19 protein-coding genes and 1 tRNA gene are annotated in these 17959 nt (G+C 72.2%); 16 read left to right on the top strand and 4 right to left on the bottom strand.

Annotated elements, in window-relative coordinates; genetic code table 11:
- The first annotated feature begins 9 nt into the window (after positions 1–9).
- The 4 genes from OG580_RS18730 to OG580_RS18715 all read left to right on the top strand — a co-directional run bounded on the left by OG580_RS18730 (position 10) and on the right by OG580_RS18715 (position 5257).
- Positions 10–1068 (top strand): aldo/keto reductase, encoded by a 1059-nt coding sequence (locus tag OG580_RS18730; RefSeq protein WP_267044821.1) that lies wholly within the window; start codon positions 10–12, stop codon positions 1066–1068.
- 268 nt (positions 1069–1336) lie between these two features.
- Positions 1337–2515: a winged helix DNA-binding domain-containing protein gene (locus tag OG580_RS18725; RefSeq protein ID WP_267044820.1), complete on the top strand. Its 1179-nt coding sequence runs from the start codon at positions 1337–1339 to the stop codon at positions 2513–2515.
- Positions 2516–2640: 125 nt separating this feature from the next.
- Positions 2641–3057, top strand: coding sequence for a YciI family protein (locus OG580_RS18720; protein WP_267044819.1), 417 nt, complete (start codon positions 2641–2643; stop codon positions 3055–3057).
- Between the two features lie 127 nt (positions 3058–3184).
- Positions 3185–5257: a TerD family protein gene (locus OG580_RS18715; protein WP_267044818.1), complete on the top strand. Its 2073-nt coding sequence runs from the start codon at positions 3185–3187 to the stop codon at positions 5255–5257.
- A 35-nt stretch (positions 5258–5292) separates the two neighbouring features.
- Here the strand turns inward: OG580_RS18715 and OG580_RS18710 are convergent, their stop codons facing one another.
- Positions 5293–6786 (bottom strand): MFS transporter, encoded by a 1494-nt coding sequence (locus tag OG580_RS18710; RefSeq protein ID WP_267044817.1) that lies wholly within the window; start codon positions 6784–6786, stop codon positions 5293–5295.
- A 64-nt stretch (positions 6787–6850) separates the two neighbouring features.
- Here OG580_RS18710 and OG580_RS18705 point away from each other — a divergent pair, with 64 nt between their 5' ends.
- Positions 6851–7534, top strand: a complete 684-nt coding sequence (locus OG580_RS18705; RefSeq protein WP_267044816.1) for a TetR/AcrR family transcriptional regulator — start codon at positions 6851–6853, stop codon at positions 7532–7534.
- Here the strand turns inward: OG580_RS18705 and OG580_RS18700 are convergent.
- A complete protein-coding gene (locus OG580_RS18700) occupies positions 7522–8145 on the bottom strand; it encodes a rhodanese-like domain-containing protein (protein ID WP_267044815.1) in 624 nt (207 codons plus the stop codon). The genes OG580_RS18705 and OG580_RS18700 overlap by 13 nt on opposite strands.
- A gap of 81 nt (positions 8146–8226) precedes the next feature.
- On the opposite strand from OG580_RS18700, the gene OG580_RS18695 reads away from it, so the two are divergent.
- From OG580_RS18695 to OG580_RS18675, 5 genes are all read left to right on the top strand, one after another.
- Complete coding sequence (locus OG580_RS18695; RefSeq protein WP_056653994.1) at positions 8227–8514, top strand: metal-sensitive transcriptional regulator; 288 nt, start codon at positions 8227–8229, stop codon at positions 8512–8514.
- A gap of 218 nt (positions 8515–8732) precedes the next feature.
- Positions 8733–9371 carry a TetR/AcrR family transcriptional regulator gene (locus OG580_RS18690; RefSeq protein ID WP_267044814.1) on the top strand — a complete coding sequence of 213 codons (639 nt, stop codon included), beginning with the start codon at positions 8733–8735 and terminating at the stop codon, positions 9369–9371.
- 150 nt (positions 9372–9521) lie between these two features.
- Complete coding sequence (locus OG580_RS18685) at positions 9522–10082, top strand: alpha/beta hydrolase (protein ID WP_267044813.1); 561 nt, start codon at positions 9522–9524, stop codon at positions 10080–10082.
- 191 nt (positions 10083–10273) lie between these two features.
- Positions 10274–10897, top strand: coding sequence for an HhH-GPD-type base excision DNA repair protein (locus OG580_RS18680; RefSeq protein ID WP_267044812.1), 624 nt, complete (start codon positions 10274–10276; stop codon positions 10895–10897).
- A 130-nt stretch (positions 10898–11027) separates the two neighbouring features.
- Positions 11028–12581 carry a M28 family metallopeptidase gene (locus OG580_RS18675; RefSeq protein WP_267044811.1) on the top strand — a complete coding sequence of 518 codons (1554 nt, stop codon included), beginning with the start codon at positions 11028–11030 and terminating at the stop codon, positions 12579–12581.
- Between the two features lie 12 nt (positions 12582–12593).
- On the opposite strand, the gene OG580_RS18670 is transcribed toward OG580_RS18675, so the two are convergent.
- Complete coding sequence (locus OG580_RS18670) at positions 12594–14255, bottom strand: helicase HerA-like domain-containing protein (protein ID WP_267044810.1); 1662 nt, start codon at positions 14253–14255, stop codon at positions 12594–12596.
- A gap of 97 nt (positions 14256–14352) precedes the next feature.
- Here OG580_RS18670 and OG580_RS18665 point away from each other — a divergent pair, with 97 nt between their 5' ends.
- A complete protein-coding gene (locus OG580_RS18665; protein WP_017240525.1) occupies positions 14353–14649 on the top strand; it encodes a type II toxin-antitoxin system VapB family antitoxin in 297 nt (98 codons plus the stop codon).
- A 116-nt stretch (positions 14650–14765) separates the two neighbouring features.
- On the top strand, positions 14766–15395 hold the full coding sequence (locus OG580_RS18660) for a LytR C-terminal domain-containing protein (protein ID WP_267044809.1): 630 nt from the start codon (positions 14766–14768) through the stop codon (positions 15393–15395).
- A gap of 59 nt (positions 15396–15454) precedes the next feature.
- On the opposite strand, the gene upp is transcribed toward OG580_RS18660, so the two are convergent.
- On the bottom strand, positions 15455–16090 hold the full coding sequence (gene upp, locus OG580_RS18655; RefSeq protein ID WP_267044808.1) for a uracil phosphoribosyltransferase: 636 nt from the start codon (positions 16088–16090) through the stop codon (positions 15455–15457).
- A gap of 92 nt (positions 16091–16182) precedes the next feature.
- Between upp and OG580_RS18650 the strand changes: the two genes are divergently transcribed.
- From OG580_RS18650 to OG580_RS18635, 4 genes are all read left to right on the top strand, one after another.
- Positions 16183–16392, top strand: a complete 210-nt coding sequence (locus OG580_RS18650) for a hypothetical protein (RefSeq protein WP_267044807.1) — start codon at positions 16183–16185, stop codon at positions 16390–16392.
- Between the two features lie 239 nt (positions 16393–16631).
- Entirely contained in the window at positions 16632–17168 is a 537-nt protein-coding gene (locus tag OG580_RS18645; protein ID WP_267044806.1) for a hypothetical protein, read from the top strand.
- 143 nt (positions 17169–17311) lie between these two features.
- Positions 17312–17740 carry a tRNA adenosine(34) deaminase TadA gene (gene tadA / locus OG580_RS18640; protein ID WP_267048054.1) on the top strand — a complete coding sequence of 143 codons (429 nt, stop codon included), beginning with the start codon at positions 17312–17314 and terminating at the stop codon, positions 17738–17740.
- Positions 17741–17818: 78 nt separating this feature from the next.
- A tRNA-Ser gene (locus tag OG580_RS18635) sits at positions 17819–17903 on the top strand.
- The last annotated feature ends 56 nt before the right edge of the window (positions 17904–17959 follow it).

Here is a 17959-nt window from a genome sequence, read left to right as displayed (position 1 = left end):
AGTGCGGGCATGCGCTATCGAACGCTCGGCGGGACCGGGATCGACGTCAGCACGTACTGCCTCGGCACCATGATGTTCGGTGCCGTGGGCAATCCGGACCACGAGGACTCCGTACGGATCATCCATGCCGCCCTCGACCAGGGCATCAACTTCGTCGACACCGCCGACATGTACTCGGCCGGCGAGTCCGAGGAGATCGTCGGCAAGGCGCTGCGCGACTCCCGGCGCCGCGAGGAGACCGTCCTCGCCACCAAGGTGTACTTCCCGGTGGGCGGCGAGGGCCCCAACAAGGGCGGCCTGTCCCGGCGTTGGATCACCCGCGCCGTCGAGAACAGCCTGCGGCGGCTCGGCACCGACTGGATCGACCTCTACCAGGTCCACCGGCCCGACCCCCGTACGGACATCGAGGAGACCCTCGGCGCCCTCGGCGACCTCGTCACCCAGGGGAAGATCCGGGCCTTCGGCTGCTCCACCTTCCCGGCCGAGGAGATCGTCGAGGCGCACGCCGTCGCCGAGCGGCGCGGACTGCGCCGCTTCCGCTCCGAGCAGCCGCCGTACTCGCTGCTCGCGCGGGGCGTCGAGGCGACCGTGCTGCCCGTGGCCCAGCGGTACGGGATGGGGGTGCTGACCTGGAGCCCGCTCGCGTCCGGCTTCCTCACCGGCCGGTACCGCAAGGGTGCGCCGATCGACCTGACCAGCGGACGGGCCGCGCTCACCCCGCACCGCTTCGACCCCGCGCTGCCCGTCAACGCGGCCAAGCTCGAAGCCGTCGAGGAGCTCGTCGCCCTCGCGGACGAGATCGGGTGCACCCTGCCCGAGCTGGCGATCGCCTTCGTCACCGCGCACCCGGCAGTGACCTCCGTGATCATCGGGCCGCGCACGATGGACCAGCTGGAGGGGCTGCTGAAGGGCGCGCCGGTCGTGCTCACGGACGAGGTCCTGGACCGCATCGACGCGATCGTGCCGCCGGGGACGAACCTCTACCCGCCGGACGGCGTCTGGCGTCCCCGCTCCCTCACCGAACCGGCGCTGCGGCGGCGGCCGTTGGCGGAACGGGCGGCGGGCTGAGCGCAGACGCGGGGCGCGGGCCCAGGGCGCGGGGCGCGACCGTCACCGGTGGTGAACGGCTCCAGTGGTGAACAGCCCTGGTGGTGAACAGCCCTGGTGGTGAACGGCTCCAGTGGTGAACAGCCCTGGTGGTGAACAGCCCCGGTGGTGAACGGCCCCGGTGGTGAACGGCCCCGGCATGCCGTCCCCTTCCGGGAGGAGGACGAGTTCGTGGCGGCGGTGACGGTTCTCCCCCGGTGCGCCCGCGCCCGGCTCCATGCTGGGACCCATGAGTGAGACGCGTACGAGAACGATCGGCGACGCCGAGCGCAGGGCCCGGCTCGCGGTACGGCACCGGCTGGCCGCGTCCGCGCGGGCCGCGACGGCGGAGGAGGTCGGGGACGCCCTGGTGGCGCTGCACGGCACGGACCCGGCGAGTGTGTTCCTCGCGGTGGGGGCGCGGCTGGGCGGTGACGCCGGGCCCGTCGGGGAGATGGAGCGGGCGCTGTACGAGGACCGGTCCCTGGTCCGGATGCACGGGATGCGGCATACGCTCTTCGTCTTCCCGGCCTCCCTCGCGGCGGCCGTGCACTCCTCGACGACGCACCCGGCCGCCGTGCGCGAACGGGCCGTGCTCCTCAGGCACTTGGCGGAAGGCAGCACCTTCGACGCCGCCTGGCTGGCGGAGACGGAGCGTCTGGTCCTCGCCGAGCTGGCCGTACGGGGAGAGGCGACCGGCACCGAACTGGGCACGGCCGTACCGAGGTTGAGAGAGACCTACGTGTACGGGCCGGGCACCCGCCAGGAGGGGGTCCAGTCCGTCGCGAGCCGGGTGCTGCGGGTCCTGGGCATGGAGGGCCGGATCGTACGGGGGCGGCCGCAGGGGTCGTGGACGTCGAGCCGCTTCCGCTGGGCACTCGCCGAGGAGCACCCGCCGGTCGCGCCGGCGGAGGCGCGGGCGGAGCTGCTCGGGCGCTGGCTGGCGGCCTGCGGGCCGGCGACCGAGGCGGACCTCAAGTGGTGGACGGGGTGGAAGGTCACGGACGTGCGCGGGGCGCTCGCCGCCGTCGGGGCGGTGCCGGTGGCGCTGGCCGAGGGCACCGGCTTCGTCCTGCCGGACGACCTCGGCCCCGTACCGGCACCGGAGCCGTGGGCGGCGCTGCTGCCCGCGCTCGACCCGACGGCGATGGGGTGGCAGGCCCGGGACTGGTACCAGGACCCGGAGCACCGGGCGGCGCTGTACGACCGCAGCGGGAACATCGCGCCGACGGTGTGGTGGGACGGCCGGATCGTCGGCGTCTGGGCGCAGCGCCCGGACGGTGAGGTCACGCACCGGCTCCTGGCCGATGTGGGCGGGGAGGCGGAGCGGGCGATCGGGTCGGAGGTGGCGCGGCTCGCCGCCTGGGTGGGGGAGGTACGGGTGACGCCCCGGTTCCGCACCCCGCTGGAGCGGGAGCTCGCCGCGTAGGTTCATGGGACGGTCGGGTGATTTCTCCTGTTTTTCCGTCCAAGCCCCGCGCGGTGTCGAGAACCGTCCCCCGGATCCGACTCTCCTGCGAGAGGCAGTACGAGACCGGAAGCAAGGAGGACGTCATGAAGTACCTGGTGATGGTGCAGGGCTCGCAGGCCGACTACGAGGCGATGTCGGGCCGCGGCTCGGCCGAGAGCCCCGCCTGGGACAAGGACCAGCTCACGACGATGTTCGCCCACATGAACGCGATCAACGAAGAGCTGACCGCGAAGGGCGAGATGCTCGACGGCCAGGGCCTCGCCGCCCCGTCCACGACCCGCTTCGTGACGGTGGACGGCGAGGGCGGGCCGGTCGTCACCGACGGCCCCTACGCGGAGACCAAGGAGGTCCTCGCGGGCTACTGGCTCCTCGACTGCGCCTCCCTGGACCGCGTCACGGAGATCGCCGCCCAGGTGGCCCGCTGCCCCGCGCCGCCCGGAGCACCGGAGTACGCGGTGGTGATCCGCCCGGTCGACGAGAGGGGCCCGAGCCAGGACTGAGCGCCGGACCCCGGGCCTGACCCCACGCGTTTCGTCCAACTTTCACATTGCCTCCCCGACCTCGCTTTGTGGACGCTACGGTTCCCCCCGGGGGCGTACATCACATCGCGAGGGTCCGGGGGGACACATGCAGGAGATGCCCAAGGGCGCCAACGTCGGACTGGCCGCCCTCAGTGACGACGCCGGCTCGGTGATCGTCGGCTTGAGTTGGAGCAGCGCGGCGGGCGACGGCGACGCGGACGTCTCGGTGTTGCTCGTCGACGACACCGGCAAGGTGCGCGGCGACACCGACTTCTACTTCTACAACCACCCCGCTGCCGACGACGGCAGCGTGCAACTGCTGGGCAAGGTCCCGACGGAGAACGGCAGTGAGGACCGGATCAGTCTGGACCTCACGGCGATCCCCGCGGACGTCGTCAGGATCGTGGTGGCGGCGAGCCAGTACGGCGGTGCCTGCTTCGGTGATCTGGACGACCTGCGCATGTCGGTCACCGACCGTTCGGGCGAGCCGCTGCTCGGCTTCGCCATCTCGGATGCCACCGTCGAGACGGCCTTCATCTTCGGCGAGCTGTACCGACGGAACGACGAGTGGAAGTTCCGTGCCGTGGGGCAGGGCTACGAGACGGGTCTCGCCGGTCTCGCCACGGACTTCGGCATCACCGTCGTCGAGGACGACGAGGGCGATGCCGCGGGGACGAGTGCGGGTACGGAAGCGGAAGCGGGTGTGGGTACCGGCGCCGGTGCCGACGCCGCCCTCGTCACCCTGCCCGCCCAAGCCACCTCCTCCGCCGACCGCGTCGCCTCCGCCCCGGCCCCGACCTCGCCCGGCGACAAGCCGGATCCCGTCCGGCGCCGGGGTACCCGGACGGCCAAGAAGAAGGTCACTCTCCCGAAGGCCCCGAAGAAGTCCCTGGCGGAGAACGACTCCTGGAAGCCCGCCCGGCTCTTCCCCGTCCCCTCCTACAAGAGCGACCGGGAGCGCGAAATGCGCGCGACCTCGGTCCTGCTCTCCGTCATGGCAGAGGTGCCGGAGTTCGGCCGTCGCCTCACCGCGGGCTTCGGCGCCCCCGCGGGCCGGATGCAGACGTTCACCGAGGTCTCCCTCCCGCACGGCGAGAGCCCGAAGCGTCCGGACGGCGTCATCCGGGTCGAGCGGGCCGGAAAGCTCTGGACGGCGCTCGTGGAGACCAAGACCAACGGCAACCCGCTGAAGTCCGAGCAGGTCCAGAACTACATGGACATCGCCGCCAGACGGGGGTACGAGGCCGTCATCACCCTCTCCAACGACGTGGCGCTGGAAGGGAGCCCACTCGTCGCCGTGAAGACGGACGGACGGCGCAAGCACAAGGTCTCGCTCTGGCACCTCTCCTGGGCCGAAGTAGCCCACCAGGCGCAGATGTTGATCCGCCACGAGGGCGTGGGCAACGCCGCGCACGCCTGGCTCCTGCAGGAGCTGCTCCACTACCTCCAGCATGAGAACTCCGGTTGTCACGGTTTCCAGAACATGGGGCCGTCCTGGGTGCCCGTACGCAACGGCATCGACTCCGAGACCCTGTGCCAGGGCGACCCTCGCGCGGTGGAGGTCGTGGAGAGCTGGGAGCGGCTGATCCGTCAGGTCTGCCTGCGTCTGGGCGGCGAGCTCGGACAGAAGGCCTTGCCTGTGCAGCGGGCCAAGCGGGGAACGGACCCGAAGTCGCGGCGTACGGAACTCGCCGACCTGCTCTGCGAGGAGGGGAAGCTCTCCGCCGAGCTGCGGGTCGACGGCGCGCAGAGCATCCTGGCCATCACCGCGGACCTCCGCACCGGGAAGATCCGTACGTCCATCGACGTCTCCGCACCGGAGGGCTCGTACCCCCTCTCGGTCGCGAAGCGGCTCCTCCGGGTGCTGGACGACGCACCCGCCGATCTGCACGTGGAGACCCTCGTGGAGGGGCGGAGCGGGGCCCGCGGGACGCTGGAGCGACTGCGTCCCGAGCCCGGGGACCTGCTACCCAAGGACGGTGTGGCCATCACCGGTTTCAGGCTCTCGCTCTTCAAGGGGATGGGCGGAAGCCGGGGCAGTACGGAGTCGGGGTTCATCCGCAGCATCGACGAGGCCGTCGACCGCTTCTACGGGTCGGTCGTCGCACACGTGGGCCAGTTCGAGCAGCGGCGGCCCTCCCGCGCCAGGACCGCCGCCGCCCCTTCCGGCGACCTCTGAGCCGGCCGTCACACCTGCCGCCCGCGGACGGCTCCTCAGTGCACCCCGTGGGGGCCGCCCGTGAGGCGGGGGGTGCCTCGGGGGATGAGGAAGGGGATCGTCAGGGCGGCGGCGGCCGCAGTGACGGTGCAGAAGGTGAAGGCCGTCGTGAAGCCGCCGGGCGGGGGCGGTTCCGTGCCGGCCGTGAGGGCCAGGGTGGAGACGACGGCCACGCCGAGGGAGCCGCCGAGTTCGTGGAAGGTGTTGACGATGCCGGAGGCGAGGCCGGCCTCGCGCGGGGCGATCAGGCCCAGGGCGGTCGTGGTCGCCGCGACGAAGACCGCGCCGAGGCCGAGGGCCGCGACGGCGAGGGCCGGCAGGAGGGTCGCCCAGGGGTTGGCGCCCGCGGTGACGAAGGTCAGCGGCAGGCAGCCGAGCGCCGCCAGGGCCAGCCCGCCGGCGGAGCAGGCGCGTGGGCCGGCCGTCGTGACCAGGCGCGAGCCGAGATGGGCGCCGATCGCGGTGGTGAGGGCGACCGGGAGGAAGAGCAGTCCGGTGCGGAAGGCCCCGAGGCCGTACACGTGCTGGAGCTGCATCGAGCCCAGGAAGAAGAAGGCGATCAGGAGCGCGGTCGCGACCAGCATGAGGAGTGAGCCCGCGACGACCGGGCGCCGCGTCAGCATCCTGAGGTCCATCAGCGGCGCACGGCTCGCCCGCTCGACCGCGGCGAAGGCCCCGTAGAGGGCGAACGCGCCGAGCAGCGGCAGCAGGGTGGCCGCGGAGGTCCAGCCGGAGTCGCCCGCCCGGACCAGGCCGTAGACGAGCGCGCCGGTGGCGGTGGTCACGAGGAGCGCGCCGGGGACGTCCAGGCCGCCGCCGGCCGGACGCCCGGGGCGGTGGTCCGGGAGCACCCTCGGCAGGGCGGCCAGCAGGGCGAGGCCGACCGGGACGTTGACGTAGAAGATCCAGGGCCAGCCCGGTCCCTCGGTGAGGGCTCCGCCGAGCAGGACGCCGACGGCCGAGCCGGTGCCGCCGATCGCCGCCCACACGCCGAGGGCCTTGGCCCGTTCGGCGCCGCCCCGGAAGGCGGTGGTGACGAGCGCGAGCGCGGCCGGCGAGAGGAGCGCGGCGCCGACGCCCTGGGCGACGCGGCCGCCGAGCAGCACACCGGCGTTCGGCGCGAGGCCGCAGGCCAGGGAGGCGGCCGTGAAGAGCGCGAGTCCGGCGAGGAGGACGCGGCGGGCACCGAGCGCGTCGGCGAGCCGGCCGCCGAGGAGCATCAGCCCGCCGAAGCAGAGGGTGTACGCGGTGACGACCCAGGTCAGGGTGGCCCGCCCGAGGTCGAGGTCGGCGGCGAGGGCGGGCAGCGCGACGTTCACGACGGTGACGTCGAGGATCAGCATGAACTGGGCCGCGCAGATCAGCCCGAGGGCGGTCCAGCGGCGGGGGTCGGGCGGTGAGTGGGGATCTGTGTGGGGGGCTGCGTGGGGGGCTGTGTGGGGGTGCGCGTGGGCAGGGGTGTGGGCTCGCACGTCAGGGTCAGGCGTCATAACTGAACTGTACGGCACAGTACAGTTGAACTCAACGGTACAGTTGGGCTGTAGGGTTACGGGTATGAACGCGCAGCCCTCGGACGCCCCGTCCGCGCCCAAGTCCGCGCCGACCGGGGCCCGCGCCGCCCGTAAGCGGCAGGCCGTCGTGCGGGCCGCCCGCGATCTCTTCCTCCGCGAGGGCTTCGGCGTCGGCATGGACGCCATCGCCGCCGAGGCCGGCGTCTCCAAGGTCACCGTCTACAACCACTTCGGCAGCAAGGAAGCCCTCTTCACCGCCGTCGTCGCCGGCGCCCTCGACGAGCCCCTGTCGGAAGCCGCCGGGGACGGGCACACGGAAGGCCCGGACCTCGCGCTGCTCGTCGCCGCCGACGGACCCGGAGCACTCAAGGCCGCCCTCACCGACGCCGGCCACGCCTGGGCCCGGGCCGTACGCGCCGACGACGAGGGCCGCGCGCTGCGCACCCTCGTCGCCACCGAACTGCACCGCTTCCCCGAGCTGGGCCGCGCCTGGCGCGCCCACGGCCCGGCCGGCCACCATCCCGCCGTCGCGGACGCCCTGCGCACCCTCGCCGACCGGGGCCTCCTGGAGATCCCCGACCTGGAGGTCGCGGTCCTCCAGCTCTACTCGCTGCTCGTCTTCCCGCAGATGGTCTTCGAGCAGTACGGGACGGAGCTGAGCGAGGAACTGAGCGAGCGGCTCGTCACCGACGGCGTCGAGATGTTCCTCCGCCGCTACACGCCCTGAGCAGCCTCCCCCTCCCCCTCACCCTTCCCCTGACGCAGTCGCGCGAGGGTCTCGTCGAGGCTCGCCCCGGCGGCGCGCCCGCCGCGGTTGTACGGGAGCTTCCCGAGCATCAGGGCCATGCCGCAGGTGTCGGTGAGCGCCGAGAAGACGAGCCCGCCCGCGATCCCCGCCGAGAGGAGCTGGAACGCGGGGTGGACGAGGAGCCCCAGCGCCAGGCCGAGCAGGACGAGCGAACCCGCCACCAGCCGGACCTGCCGGTCCATCGCCCAGACCGGCTTCGCCGGGGCGCCGGCCGGGCGGTCGAGGCCGTGCCCGCGCGCCACCCAGCCCTTCGTCCCGCCGTCGAGGTCCGTCGCGGCGATGCCGTGCGAGGCGAGCCGGGCGCAGGCGGCGGCCGAGCGGCCGCCCGACTGGCACACCACGAGCAGTTCGCCGCGGGCCGCCGCCTCGCGGAGTCCGGGCACGGCGCGGCCGAGCTGGTCGAGCGGGACGTTGAGGGCCCCGGGGACGTGCCCGGAGGCGTACTCGCGGGGAGTCCGCACGTCCACGACGGTCAGGTCGTCCAGCCGGGTGCGCGCCTGGTCGGCGTCGAGCGAGAGAGGTGCGTTCATGGCAGGTGTCATCCTTGGTCTTCGACGGAGCCCCGTGCTGGGGAGTAAATTACCCCCTGGGGTATCTGTGGAGGAGTTGTCGTGGAACTCGATCTCGCGGGCGCGGAGCTCAAGGCCGTGCTGAACCGGCTGCGCCGGGCCCAGGGCCAGATCGCCGGCGTGATCCGGATGATCGAGGAGGGCCGGGACTGCGAGGAGGTCGTGACCCAGCTCGCCGCCGCCTCACGGGCCCTCGACCGGGCCGGGTTCGCGATCATCGCGACCGGGCTCCAGCAGTGTCTGACCGACATCGACGACGGCCGCAAGAACGGCGAGGACCGCGACGCGATGCGGGCCCGCCTGGAGAAGCTCTTCCTGTCGCTGGCGTAGGGCCGTCACGTACCCGTACGCGAAAACACCCTCGGGGGACGCCCCCGAGGGTGTTTCCGTGTGCGGGTACGGGTGCCGGACAGGCCCCGCGACCCCGGCCACGACCCGCCGGACACCCCCTGCTAAACGGATTACTATCCGCTTAGCAGGGGGAACGGGTATGCTCACACCTGGGGAGCAAACGAGGGGGGACACGGACGAAGGGCAGGAGTCGGCGCATGAGCACGAGAGAACCGCAGGCCGGAGACGCGGCGGCGCCGATGCTCAGCCTGCTCCCCACCATCGGCGGCGGCCCCGCCCCCGAGCGCGCCGACGCCGCCCGCAACCGGCGGAAGATCCTCGACGCGGCCGCCCGGATCGTCGCCGAGGACGGCCCCGAGGCCGTCACCATGAACCAGGTCGCCCACGCCAGCGGCATCGGCGTCGGCACCGTCTACCGTCGCTTCGGCGACGTCTCCCAGCTCCTGTGGGCCCTGCTCGACGACCGCGAGCGCCAGTTCCAGGAGGCGTACATGAGCGGCCCTCCGCCGCTCGGCCCCGGCGCCCCGGCCGCCGAACGGCTCGACGCCTTCCTCGACGCGCTCGTCGACCGGGTCGGCGAACAGCGCGAGATCCTGCTCGCCGCCCACTCCGCGGCCCCTCGCGCCCGCTACCTCAGCGGCGCCTACCGAGTGATGCACACGCATGTCGCCCTGCTCATCGGGCAGTTGAGGCCGGGAGCCGACGCCACACTCCTCGCCCACCTGCTGCTCGCCCCCTTCTCCCCGGACGTCATCCACCACCTGACGGTCGAACAGGAGCTGCCGAGCGACCGCCTGAAGGCCGGGATACGGGAACTGCTGACCCTGCGGGGCTGAGAGCCGGCGGGCACGGGCACGGGGGCGAGGACGACGACGGGGACGGCGAGGGCGGCGGCGACGGCGAGGGCGGCGGCGACGGCGAGGGCGGCCGACCATCCCGTGGACGGCGGTGGACCGGACGCGGGCGCCGGTCGCAGGATCGTGCCCATGACCACGTATCTGATCCTCCACGGCTTCCAGAACCACCGTCCGCCCGGTCACTGGCAGCACTGGCTCGCCGGGGAGCTGCGGGCGCGCGGGCACGAGGTGCGGTATCCGCAGCTACCCGAGGCCGACGCGCCCGTCCTGGAGGAGTGGCTCGCGGCGCTGGAGGAGCACGGAGAGCGGCCGGACGACGGCGAGTTCGTGGTGCTCGCGCACAGCCTGTCGGTGCTGCTGTGGCTACGGGCCGGGGCGCGCAGGCCCGCCGCCGACCGGGTGCTGCTCGTCGCCCCGCCCTCGCCGCCCGTGACCGCGTCGATCCCCGCGATCGCCGCCTTCGCCGACGGGCTCGACCTGGCGGAGACGGGAGTGCGGGCGCGGCTCGTGTACGGGGACGGCGATCCGTACTGCCCCGAGGGGGCGGACGTCCACTACGGCACCCCGCTCGGCCTCGACGTCGACCACGTCCCGGGCGGCGCGCATCTGAACCCCGACTCCGGGTACGGGGAGTGGGCCTCGCTCCTGGCGTGGTGCGAGGACCCGGCGGTGCGGGTCAAGGGCCTGTAGGAACCGGCACGGGTGGGCGGGAGGTCGTGGTCTCGGGCGGATGTACTCCGTGACCTCACCGTACGACCAGGGCCTGCTCCTCGCGGCCCTGGACCGGTTCGCGAGGGGGGTCCCCTGCTCGGGCGAAGCCCAGAGCAGGGGGAGGGTGAATCCGTCGGGCGCGCGTCCCGCCCCGGCGGGATGATCGAACCATGAGCCCCAAGTCCACGACGCCCGACATCCACCTCGCCCAGCAGCCGGACGCCGACGCGCTCCTCGCCCGTTCCCCGCTCGCCGCGCTCGTCGGCATGCTGCTCGACCAGCAGGTTCCGATGGAGTGGGCCTTCTCGGGGCCGTACACGATCGCCTCACGGCTCGGCGCGGACGATCTCGACGCACACGAGATCGCCGCCCGCGACCCGGAGGAGTTCGCCGCGCTGCTCTCCGAGAAGCCGGCCGTGCACCGCTACCCGGGCTCGATGGCCCAGCGCGTGCAGCAGCTGTGCCGCTTCCTGGCCGAGGAGTACGGGGGCGACGCCGAGGCCGTCTGGGCGGACGCCGCGACCGGGAAGGAGCTGCTCGCGCGGCTCCAGGCGCTGCCCGGTTTCGGGAAGCAGAAGGCGCAGATCTTCCTGGCCCTGCTCGGCAAGCAGTACGGGGTGCGGCCCGCGGGCTGGCGGGAGGCGGCGGGCGCGTACGGCGAGCAGGGCTCGTACCGCTCGGCCGCCGACATCACCGGGCCCGAATCGCTCGCGAAGGTGCGCGCCCACAAGCAGGAGACGAAGGCGGCGGCGAAGTCGGCCACGAAGCCGACGAAAGCCTCCAATGGGGCGTAAGCATCATGGAATTGATAATTCCAGATGTCAATCCTGCTCAAGGTGACAGGAATTACGCAGAACCTGTTCACAGAATCCCCCTGAGATCGCTAACTTCCCCTCAACCTCGTCCGTACCGGGAAGGACTTCTGTGAACGCAACCCAGCGCCGTGCCGCGGCCATTCTGGCTGCCGCAGCCCTCGCCACCCCGCTGGTCCTCTCCTCACCCGCCACCGCGGGGCAGGACCCCACGGCCGCACCCGCCCGTGATGCCGCCAAGCTGGCGAAGAAGCTGGTCCGCGAGACCTCCGGCCAGGACGCCTACAAGCACCTGCAGAAGTTCCAGGCGATAGCCGACTCCTCCGGCGGCCACCGCGCCGCCGGCTCGCTCGGGCACGACGCCTCCGCCGCGTACGTGTACACGCAGCTCAAGAAGGCCGGCTACGACGTCAGGTACCAGAAGTTCGAGTTCCTCTTCACGGAGACGCTCGCCGAGAAGGGTTCCGTCGTCTCGCCCGCGCCCCGCGAGCTCGGCGTCAAGGCGATGACGTACACCAAGTCCACCCCGGTCGGCGGCCTCACGGCGGCCCTCGCGGCCGTGCCCGTCGACGCCGACGGCACCACCGGCTGCGAGCCGGGCGACTTCGCCTCCGACACCTTCACCGGCAAGATCGCCCTGATCAAGCGCGGTGGCTGCAGCTTCGCCATCAAGCAGCAGAACGCCGCCGCGGCCGGCGCCGCGGCCGCCCTCGTCTACAACAACGTCGACGGCGTCCTCTCCGGCACCCTCGGCGACCCCGCCTCGGGGAAGCTCCCGACCGGCGGCATCACCCTGGCCGAGGGCACGCAGCTCGCCGCCGACCTCGCGAACGGCCCGGTCTCGCTCTCGCTGGAGATCCGCCAGCTCCAGGAGAAGCGTTCCACCAACAACGTCATCGCGGAGACCAGGGGCGGCAACGCCGCCAACACCGTGATGCTCGGCTCCCACCTCGACTCCGTCACCGCCGGCCCCGGCATCAACGACAACGGCTCGGGCTCCGCCGGTCTCCTCCAGACCGCCCTGGAACTCGCCCAGTCGAAGGACAAGGTCCGCAACAAGGTCCGCTTCGCCTGGTGGTCCGCGGAGGAGAACGGCCTCCTCGGCTCCGAGCACTACGTGGACAACCTCACCGCGCTCGACAAGAGCGAGATCAAGCTCTACCTCAACTTCGACATGATCGCCTCGCCGAACTACAGCCTGTTCGTGTACGACGGTGACAACTCCGACGGCGTCGGCGCCGAGGCGGGCCCGGAGGGTTCGGCCCAACTGGAGCGGGACATCAACGACTTCATGGACAAGCGCGGGGTCCCGCACGAGGGCACCGACTTCACCGGCCGCTCCGACTACGGCCCGTTCATCGCGGTCGGCATCCCCTCCGGCGGCACCTTCACCGGCGCCGAAGGCATCAAGACCGCCGCCCAGGCCGCCAAGTACGGCGGCGAGGCTGGTGTCGCGTACGACGTGAACTACCACGCCAAGGGCGACAACCTCGACAACGTCAACATGACGGCCTTCGACGTCAACATCGACGTCATCGCCAACGCCGTGGGCACCTACGCCCACGACATCTCCTCGCTGCGCAAGCCGGTCGTCTCCACCCCGACCACGGGCGACGCGGGCAGCGGCGGCGGCCTGCACGACGACCACCACGAGGTCACCGAGTAATCACCGCCGCGATCACCTGCGGCGGCGGGCCGTCCCGAAGATCGAGCGGCTGATCTCCCGGCCCAGCTGGGTGCCGATCGACCGGGCGAGGGACGTGAAGATCCCACTGCCCACCACCTGTTCGGCGAGCGAGGGCTCCGGCTTCGGAGCCCTCGCTCCGTCCTTCGCGGCAGCCCTCTCTGCCTTCTCGGCAGCCTTCCCGGCCTTCTCGGCAGCCCTCCCTGCCTCCTTCTCGGCCTTCTCCGCCTCCTTCGCCGCCGCGGCCTCCAGCGCCGCCGCCTCCGCCGCCTGCTGCTCGGCCGTCAGCCGCTCGTACGCCGACTCCCGGTCCACCGCCTCCGCGTACCGCCCGTACAGCGGCGAAGCCCTCACCGCCGCCTCCAGTACGGCCGCGTCGACCGGGCCCATCAGCGACTCCGGGGCCCGCAGCCGGGTCGCCGCCACCGGGGTCGGGGCACCCTTCTCGCTCAGTACGGTGACCACCGCCTCGCCCGTGCCGAGCCCCGTGAGCACCTCCTCCAGGTCGTACGCGGAGTTCGGGAAGGTCCGCACCGTCGCCCTGAGGGCCTTCGCGTCGTCCGGGGTGAAGGCGCGCAGCGCGTGCTGCACCCGGTTGCCGAGCTGGGCCAGCACGTCCGGGGGAACGTCCTTCGGGGTCTGCGTGACGAAGAAGATCCCCACTCCCTTCGAGCGGATCAGCCGGACCGTCTGCGTGATCGACTCCAGGAACGCCTTCGACGCCCCCTTGAAGAGCAGATGCGCCTCGTCGAAGAAGAAGACCAGCTTCGGCTTCTCCAGGTCGCCGACCTCCGGCAGGTCGTGGAAGAGGTCCGCCAGCATCCACATCAGGAAGGTCGAGAAGAGCTGCGGCTTGTCCTGTACGGCCGGCAGTTCCAGGACCGAGACCGTGCCCCGCCCGTCCGGTGCCGCCCGCAGGAACTCGCTCGTGTCGAACTCCGGCTCCCCGAAGAAACCGCCCGCGCCCTGCTGCTCGAACGCCGTGATCGACCGCAGGATCACCCCGGCCGTCACCGTCGAGAGCCCGCCGATCCCCTTCAGTTCGGCCTTCCCGGTGTCCGAGACCAGGAAGGCGACCACCGCCCGCAGGTCCTTGAGGTCGACCAGTTCGAGCCCCTTGGCGTCGGCGTAGTGGAAGATCAGGCCGAGCGACTGCTCCTGCGTCTGGTTGAGTTGGAGCACCTTGGAGAGCAGTACGGGACCGAAGCTGGTGACCGTGGCACGCACCGGGATGCCCGGGCCGATGCCCCCGAGCCCGTAGAACGCGCAGGGGAAGCCCGTCGCCCGCCACTCCTGGCCGACCTGGGCGGCCCGCTCCCGGACCTTCTCTCCGTCCTCGCCGGGCGCCGAGATCCCGGAGACGTCCCCCTTGATGTCGGCGAGGAAGACCGGCACGCCCTGCGCCGAGAGCTGCTCGGCGACCAGCTGGAGCGTCTTCGTCTTGCCGGTGCCGGTGGCGCCCGCGACCAGACCGTGGCGGTTGAGCATCGGCAGCGGGATGCGGACCGGCGCGGCCGGGTGGCAGGTGCCGTCCCAGAGCAGCGCCCCCAGATCGAGCGCGGCGCCGTCGAAGGCGTATCCGGCGGCGATCTCGGCGACGGGCCCGGGGAGGGCCGCCTGCGTCGCCGGCGTCGGCGGCTGCTCGCTCACGCTCATGACGACACCCCAATGTCGGTTCTGTCACGGTTCGCACCAGCATCCCACTGCCCTGGCGTGGCTGCGCCGGGAGCCGCTTGCCCGGTAGGCTTTCCGTGTGATCTTCAAGCGCATCGGAAACGGAAAGCCGTATCCCGACCACGGCCGGGAAAGCACCCGGCAGTGGGCGGACGTCGCGCCGCGCCCGGTCCGCCTCGATCAGCTGGTCACCACCAAGGGCCAGCTGGACCTGGAGACGCTGCTCGCCGAGGACTCCACCTTCTACGGCGACCTCTTCGCGCACGTCGTGAAGTGGCGCGGCGATCTCTACCTCGAGGACGGACTGCACCGCGCCGTCCGCGCGGCACTCCAGCAGCGCCAGGTGCTGCACGCCCGCGTCCTCGAAATGGACTGAGCGGGCCCCACCCGGCGGAACACCGCTGACCCTTTCGGGGTCAGTTCGCCCCCATCCGGACGCGATCACATGATCATCAAGTAGGCATCGCCGACGGGCGGCATTACGCTGCGTTCATGAGCATGCTCACTCCCCCCGGCATGGGCGGAAAGTACCGCATCACGGGGGATGTCTACCCGCGCATGCGCCGCCCCCACCGCAGGCGCAGGATCGTCCTCGCGGCCGCGGCCGCCGTGGTCGTGCTCGGCGCCGCCGGCTGGGGGACACTCCAGCTCGTCGACGTCTTCTCGGGCGACGAGGGCACGAAGACGACGGCCGGGAAGCAGGCCGACTGCAAGCCCGTCGCCAAGGCGACGACCCCGCCTGCCGCCGCCCTCCCGAAGCCCGGACAGATCACGGTCAACGTCTACAACGCGACCCCGCGCAGCGGTCTCGCGAAGACGACCGCGGACGAGCTCAAGAAGCGCGGCTTCAAGATCGGCAAGGTGGGGAACGCCCCCGCCGCCTTCGACAAGAAGGTCCCCGGCGCGGGGCTGCTGCTCGGCGCGCCCACGGCCACCAAGGGCGCCTTCCCGGTCCTCGGCACCCAGCTCACGGGCGCCACGACCAAGACGGACACCCGGGGCACGGCGGACGTGGACCTGATCATCGGGAACGCGTTCAAGACGCTGTCCCCGAAGACGACGGCGGACGCGGCCCTGGTCGCCCTGACCAAGCCCGCGCCCGTACCGACCGGAAAGTGCTGAGGGGCTACTACTCGGCGGAGCCGACGCCTGCTGTTATTCGGCGGAGCCGACCCCTGCTGTTATTCGGCGGAGCCGTACATGCGGTCACCCGCGTCGCCCAGGCCCGGGACGATGTAGCCGTTCTCGTTGAGACGCTCGTCGACCGAGGCGGTCACGACGGTCACCGGGGTGCCCGCAAGCTCGCGCTCCATGACCTCGACGCCCTCCGGGGCGGCGAGGAGCACGACCGCGGTCACGTCGTCGGCGCCGCGCCGGATCAGCTCCCGGATCGCCGCGACCAGCGTGCCGCCGGTCGCCAGCATCGGGTCCAGGACGTACACCTGGCGGCCCGAGAGGTCCTCCGGCATCCGCGTGGCGTAGGTCGACGCCTCCAGCGTCTCCTCGTTGCGGATCATGCCCAGGAAGCCGACCTCGGCCGTCGGGAGCAGGCGGACCATTCCGTCGAGCATGCCGAGCCCGGCGCGCAGGATCGGGACCACCAGCGGACGCGGGTACGAGAGCTTCACACCGGTCGTCGGCGTGACGGGGGTCTCGATGTCGACCTGCTCGGTCCGCACGTCCCTGGTCGCCTCGTAGGCGAGCAGGGTGACCAGCTCGTCGGAGAGACGGCGGAAGGTCGCGGAGTCCGTGCGCTTGTCGCGCAGGGTGGTGAGCTTGTGGGCGACCAGAGGGTGGTCGACGACGTGGAGACGCATGACTCAACAGTAGCCCGCCGCGCACTGGCGTCGACCCACACCGCTGAGGGAAGGTGGGGGCACAGGGACCCAGCGATGGGGTGGTGTGGCCGATGCCCGACCTGGAAGAACCGGCCGACGAAGCCGCCGAGGGGGCGGCCGACCGACCGGCACCGGAGACCGACGCGCAGCGCCGAAGGCGCCGTGCCCAGTTCCTCCGCGAGCTGAACGAGGCCAAGGCGCTGCGCGAGCGCGTGCAGCCGCGGCGCGCCCGGGCCGCCCGGATGCGCCAGGCCATGCGCATGCGGACCTTCCGCTGGTGAGGCGGCCCGCGCCGGCCGGCGGCGGGGACCCGCGCGGAGCCCGTACGAGGCCGTGTGTGCGCCCCCTGTGTGCGCCGGGGTCGCACGCCCGCCCGATGGCGGTGTCGCTCAGACTGATGCACGACTCAAGAGCCGAAGACCTCTCCTGAGCGCCCTGTTTCTGTCACGATGCCGATTGGGCGGGGCACCGGAAGCGCGCCGCCGGAACGTCACACCTCTGATCAGTGGGAGAGAGTCAGGTGTACTTCGCCGCACTGCTCGCGCGCACCGAAGACGGGTGGGAAGCGAGCGACACGGAGCTCGACGACGTGGAGACCCTGTCGGATCTGGCCGAGCTCGCCCGTGAGGCCTCGGACGACGACACGGTGATCGTCTACATCGAGCAGGAGGACGCGTGGTTCGGGATCGTCCGGATCGAGGGTGAGGAAGACCCTCGGATCTACGTCTCGGATGGCGCCGCCGCCGCCCGTTCCTCGTACGGGGAGATCCTCACCCGGGAGATCCTCGGCGACGACCTCGACGCCGAGCTCGACGAGCTGGAGTCGCTGGACCTCGACGGTACGGAGGACGGGGAACCGCTCGCCGACGACGCCGACGAGGACGACGAACCGACCGGCGCGGCCGCCGAGGCCGTACCGTCCGCCCCTGTCGGCGACGTCCTGGTCCTCGCGGACCTCGGCCTCTCGGAGCGCGAGCTCCGGGCGCTCGACAGCGACGCACTCGCGGTGATCGCGGACGCCCTGGGCGCCGCGGAGGTCCTGGAGGCCGTCCGCTAGTGGCACACGCTGTACCCGACCCCGTCCCCGAGCCCGGGACCGACCTCGACCCCGGGGGCGGGAGCGCCTCCGCCCCCGACCCCGGGACCGCCCCCGTGCGGAACTCCGGCACCGACCCCGTACGGGACCCCTGGCGGGACGCCATGCGGATCGCCATCGCCGAGGCCGACGCGGCCGCGCCCGCCGGTGACGTACCGGTGGGCGCGGTCGTGCTCGGCCCCGACGGCACGGTCCTCGCCCGCGCGCACAACGAGCGGGAGGCGGTCGGCGACCCGACCGCGCACGCCGAGGTCCTCGCCCTGCGGCGGGCGGCCCTGGCGACCGGGGAGTGGCGCCTGACGGGCTGCACGCTCGTCGTCACCCTGGAGCCGTGCGTGATGTGCGCGGGCGCCCTCGTCCAGTCGCGGGTCGAGCGGGTGGTGTTCGGCGCGCTCGACGAGAAGGCGGGCGCGGCGGGCTCGCTCTGGGACCTCGTACGGGACCGTCGGCTGAACCACCGTCCCGAGGTCATCCACGGCGTGCTCGGCGAGGAGTGCGCGGCGCAGCTGACGGCCTTCTTCCGCACCCGCTGAGGCCCGTCCCGGCCCCCGTCCGACCTGCGCGTCGATACGGATTTCATCGCAGCGCCAGTTTCGGCTAAGCTCTCTCTCGGTAGCGTGTCCGAGCGGCCGAAGGAGCTCGCCTCGAAAGCGAGTGTGGCGCAAGTCACCGAGGGTTCAAATCCCTCCGCTACCGCTGATGACGCCCCTCCGATCAGGGAAACCTGATCGGAGGGGCGTTTTGCATGCCCG

It is taken from the genome of Streptomyces sp. NBC_00094, assembly GCF_026343125.1.
Classification (GTDB): domain Bacteria; phylum Actinomycetota; class Actinomycetes; order Streptomycetales; family Streptomycetaceae; genus Streptomyces.
The sequence above is the reverse complement of the archived record's forward strand: the minus strand, read 5'-3'. Positions and strand labels throughout refer to the sequence as shown.

Coding starts and splice junctions, on each gene's coding strand:
- OG580_RS18730 (WP_267044821.1), top strand. CDS start 10: ATGCGCTATCGAACGCTCGGCGGGACCGGGATCGACGTCAGCACGTAC.
- OG580_RS18725 (WP_267044820.1), top strand. CDS start 1,337: ATGAGTGAGACGCGTACGAGAACGATCGGCGACGCCGAGCGCAGGGCC.
- OG580_RS18720 (WP_267044819.1), top strand. CDS start 2,641: ATGAAGTACCTGGTGATGGTGCAGGGCTCGCAGGCCGACTACGAGGCG.
- OG580_RS18715 (WP_267044818.1), top strand. CDS start 3,185: ATGCAGGAGATGCCCAAGGGCGCCAACGTCGGACTGGCCGCCCTCAGT.
- OG580_RS18710 (WP_267044817.1), bottom strand. CDS start 6,786: ATGACGCCTGACCCTGACGTGCGAGCCCACACCCCTGCCCACGCGCAC.
- OG580_RS18705 (WP_267044816.1), top strand. CDS start 6,851: ATGAACGCGCAGCCCTCGGACGCCCCGTCCGCGCCCAAGTCCGCGCCG.
- OG580_RS18700 (WP_267044815.1), bottom strand. CDS start 8,145: ATGAACGCACCTCTCTCGCTCGACGCCGACCAGGCGCGCACCCGGCTG.
- OG580_RS18690 (WP_267044814.1), top strand. CDS start 8,733: ATGAGCACGAGAGAACCGCAGGCCGGAGACGCGGCGGCGCCGATGCTC.
- OG580_RS18685 (WP_267044813.1), top strand. CDS start 9,522: ATGACCACGTATCTGATCCTCCACGGCTTCCAGAACCACCGTCCGCCC.
- OG580_RS18680 (WP_267044812.1), top strand. CDS start 10,274: ATGAGCCCCAAGTCCACGACGCCCGACATCCACCTCGCCCAGCAGCCG.
- OG580_RS18670 (WP_267044810.1), bottom strand. CDS start 14,255: ATGAGCGTGAGCGAGCAGCCGCCGACGCCGGCGACGCAGGCGGCCCTC.
- OG580_RS18660 (WP_267044809.1), top strand. CDS start 14,766: ATGAGCATGCTCACTCCCCCCGGCATGGGCGGAAAGTACCGCATCACG.
- upp (WP_267044808.1), bottom strand. CDS start 16,090: ATGCGTCTCCACGTCGTCGACCACCCTCTGGTCGCCCACAAGCTCACC.
- OG580_RS18650 (WP_267044807.1), top strand. CDS start 16,183: ATGCCCGACCTGGAAGAACCGGCCGACGAAGCCGCCGAGGGGGCGGCC.
- tadA (WP_267048054.1), top strand. CDS start 17,312: ATGCGGATCGCCATCGCCGAGGCCGACGCGGCCGCGCCCGCCGGTGAC.